Origin of the sequence: Sandarakinorhabdus cyanobacteriorum (assembly GCF_002251755.1) — a bacterium.
Classification (GTDB): Bacteria; Pseudomonadota; Alphaproteobacteria; order Sphingomonadales; family Sphingomonadaceae; genus Sandarakinorhabdus; species Sandarakinorhabdus cyanobacteriorum.
In genome coordinates this window covers 1-2,792 of the sequence record NZ_NOXT01000022.1, presented here as the reverse complement: position 1 = coordinate 2,792, position 2,792 = coordinate 1, and the positions used below count along the sequence as shown (strand labels likewise).

5 protein-coding genes are annotated in these 2,792 nt (G+C 59.6%); 1 reads left to right on the top strand and 4 read right to left on the bottom strand.

Annotated features, from left to right (window positions below):
- Nucleotides 1-355 precede the first annotated feature (355 nt).
- Nucleotides 356-529 (top strand): hypothetical protein, encoded by a 174-nt coding sequence (locus CHU93_RS17415; protein ID WP_165768534.1) that lies wholly within the window; start codon nt 356-358, stop codon nt 527-529.
- Nucleotides 530-551: 22 nt separating this feature from the next.
- On the opposite strand, the gene CHU93_RS00400 is transcribed toward CHU93_RS17415, so the two are convergent.
- The 4 genes from CHU93_RS00400 to CHU93_RS00385 all read right to left on the bottom strand — a co-directional run bounded on the left by CHU93_RS00400 (nt 552) and on the right by CHU93_RS00385 (nt 2,550).
- A complete protein-coding gene (locus CHU93_RS00400; protein ID WP_094472253.1) occupies nt 552-758 on the bottom strand; it encodes a hypothetical protein in 207 nt (68 codons plus the stop codon).
- A gap of 302 nt (nt 759-1,060) precedes the next feature.
- On the bottom strand, nt 1,061-1,651 hold the full coding sequence (locus tag CHU93_RS00395) for a mobile mystery protein B (protein ID WP_207759161.1): 591 nt from the start codon (nt 1,649-1,651) through the stop codon (nt 1,061-1,063).
- Nucleotides 1,648-2,112: a mobile mystery protein A gene (locus CHU93_RS00390; RefSeq protein WP_094472252.1), complete on the bottom strand. Its 465-nt coding sequence runs from the start codon at nt 2,110-2,112 to the stop codon at nt 1,648-1,650. Before CHU93_RS00390 ends, CHU93_RS00395 begins: the two co-directional genes overlap by 4 nt.
- A gap of 129 nt (nt 2,113-2,241) precedes the next feature.
- Complete coding sequence (locus tag CHU93_RS00385; RefSeq protein WP_094472251.1) at nt 2,242-2,550, bottom strand: hypothetical protein; 309 nt, start codon at nt 2,548-2,550, stop codon at nt 2,242-2,244.
- Between the last annotated feature and the right edge of the window lie 242 nt (nt 2,551-2,792).

Here is a 2,792-nt window from a genome sequence, read left to right as displayed (position 1 = left end):
CCCGAAATCACCCGGCCGGTGAATAATCCGGGTTAAGGTCAACGATCTCTGACTTGCTGGAATGCATGGGCGCGATAGCAGGTATCAGCCTGACAAGCCGCGTGATCGAGGGTTGGATTTGGGCTGACCGTAGCTGTCAGAAGTCGTTGTCTTTCCTCCTCCAGTTGCCGTCCACATGATCCGCTGATTAATCGAACCTGGCCGCACCCGAATACGTAATGGTGCAAGACGTGGGCTGCCCACTTTCCTTCTCCACTTCCGTTGCGATCGCCAAGCGATGCACCTGCATTCGATGCGCGGCTTTTGCTCCTCCAACGCGGCCCATGGTGGGCGGCGCAAAACGAAGGAGGAAACCATGAACTTCAAACTGACCCGCAACGATATTGCGACCAAAACATCATCGCAACTGGCTGCCCTGTTTCAGGATGCTACCATTGCCATCGCGGCCTGCCACGATGCAATTGCATCGGCGCAATCGCTCCGCACGATGATCCAGCAAGAGATCGCGAAACGCGGTCCAGCGCCGTGACAGGCGACCCCGAAGGGGAGCATCAGCTCCCCTTCTTCTTGTCGTCCTTGGCTTCGTTGATGCGCATCACCACCCGGCCGTTGATCGGCACGGCGTTGAGGCTTAGCGTGAAGCCCTTGCCGTCGCGGGTTGCCCAGGCAACACCGATGTCGGTCCAGCGGGCGTTGTCGCCGTCACCGGTGACGTTGAAGATGCGGTGGCTTGGGCGGTTTGCGGTTGTGTCAGTCATGGCAGTTCTCCTTTGTGTCCACCGAAGGACCATTCCCTCGGCTTCATGGGGAGACACGTGACCGGACGATGAAGGTGAGGATCAAAGGCTGAGCGGCACGCGAACCCGTGGGGCGGAGCTGCACAAGTCGAAGACGCGGAAGCGAGCCGCCTTGACCCTCAACGCGGCTGGTCAAAACCCCATGAATGAAGACGCAAGGGGATGTCCTGACTCAGGTGTCACAAAGGCAGAGAACGCACCTGACCAATCGCACCGCGCGATGGCCACCATCTGAAATTTCGGTGACGGTGATGCCCGCTGGATCAGGATCGTGCGAAGGCAATCAAGGGAGCAAGGTCGTGCGCGTCGGCGGCGCGCAATGCTGCGACGTAGGCAGCGCGTGTTTCATTCGCATCAACGAGGCTTTGACTACCCCAAGAGAAGCGGGGCTGCCCAAGCTGCACGGCGAGCAAGTCGCCAACCATGCGGGAGAAGCGACCATTGCCATTAGGGAACGGATGTATCGCAACCAATCGATGCGAGAAGCGCACGGCGATTTCATCGGGCGGATAGGTGTTGTCGGTAACCCAGAAGCGGGCGTCATCGATCGCCTGCGCGATGTCCATGCCGATGCGATAGGCATCGACACCGATGTTGCGCGGCGTGGTGCGATATCGACCCGCCCAGCGCCACACCTGGCCGAACATGCGCTTGTGCAACTCGCGCAGGAACTTCTCGTCGAGCACATCACGCCGCCGCGACGACAACCATTTGGCAGCGGCGGCGATGTTGACCTGCTCGGCCTCGTTCAACTCGCGGCGCAAGGTGATGTAGGATGGGATGAGCTGCTCACGCTCCTCGGCATCGAGGGGCGTGTTGGCATCATCATCCTCACCAAACAGCGGATCGATCATTCATCACCCCACAGGCGACGCGGCGAACCGGTGAGCAGTTCGGCAATGAGGCGCTCGCGCTCCATCTCAAGATCGGGCTTCGTCAGCGCCTGGTTCTCAAGGCGCATAGTGTGATGCAGACGCGCAAGCTCGGCATCAGCCTTGCGGGCGGCCTGCTGACGGACAAGCTCATCAAGCGTGGTCGTCGGCACGATGGCATAGACGAAGGTGCAGCCCATCGCTTCGGCCGCCTCACGCATCGTTTTGATGGTGGTCGCGCCGCTGACTTCAGCTTTCTCGATGGTGTTCACGCGCGGGCGGCTGACGCCCATGCGTTCACCCAGCTTCTGCGGCGTCATCCCCAATGCTTCACGGATGGCGCGCACCCAGCCAAACGGGGGCATGGCAAGGCTCTCGCGGTTGAGACTGCTCAACCGTCGATCGATGTTCTTGCGGGCCAATAGGGTTTGGTCTGGGCTCATGTCACTATCCTCACCCCAATATAGTGACATATATATGTTTCGTTTTCAAGCTAATGATGAAACATATAAGTTTCGCACAAATCCATCGAGTGAAACATTTATATTCCACTCAAAGCCAAAGACTTGCCCTCAAAAGAGGGCAAGCTGGCGAGCGGCGGCGTCTGTCTGACGCCATGCGGCGGTGCCGGCAAGCTCGGTGATCCAGGCTTCAACATAGGCCTCAGGGCCACCAAAGCGCTCAACCTCGTCGGGCTGAATGAAGTGCGAGCGGTAACCGGTTTCGGTCATCGGCAGCGGGGCGCGTGCGGGGCGGATGCTTTCGATCTCCAGGTGAGCCATATCGGGCCGGCCTTCAAAGGCAAGATAGTCGGGGTTCCAGCGGATTTCGATTTCGATGCCGTTCCAGTTTTTGCGAATGATTGCGTAGTCGGTGTTCATGTCTGCCTCCTTTGAGTTTGGGTTCGTCCATCGGACGGGGAGGCAAACGGCAGGGTTCAGAGGTGCGGCGTCACCGCAGGGAAACGGCCAACACGGGAGCGCAGCGAATGGATCGGGCAAGCCGTTGACGCGGCACCGGCCCTGCCAACATCACCGTCATGATCGATGGGCGATGCCAAACGTGTGGCAGCATGAGCAGCAACTGAACCGCGCCGGGTTTGCCGGAGGCTCCAACTCCTGAG

Coding starts and splice junctions, on each gene's coding strand:
- CHU93_RS17415 (WP_165768534.1), top strand. CDS start 356: ATGAACTTCAAACTGACCCGCAACGATATTGCGACCAAAACATCATCG.
- CHU93_RS00385 (WP_094472251.1), bottom strand. CDS start 2,550: ATGAACACCGACTACGCAATCATTCGCAAAAACTGGAACGGCATCGAA.
- CHU93_RS00395 (WP_207759161.1), bottom strand. CDS start 1,651: ATGATCGATCCGCTGTTTGGTGAGGATGATGATGCCAACACGCCCCTC.
- CHU93_RS00390 (WP_094472252.1), bottom strand. CDS start 2,112: ATGAGCCCAGACCAAACCCTATTGGCCCGCAAGAACATCGATCGACGG.
- CHU93_RS00400 (WP_094472253.1), bottom strand. CDS start 758: ATGACTGACACAACCGCAAACCGCCCAAGCCACCGCATCTTCAACGTC.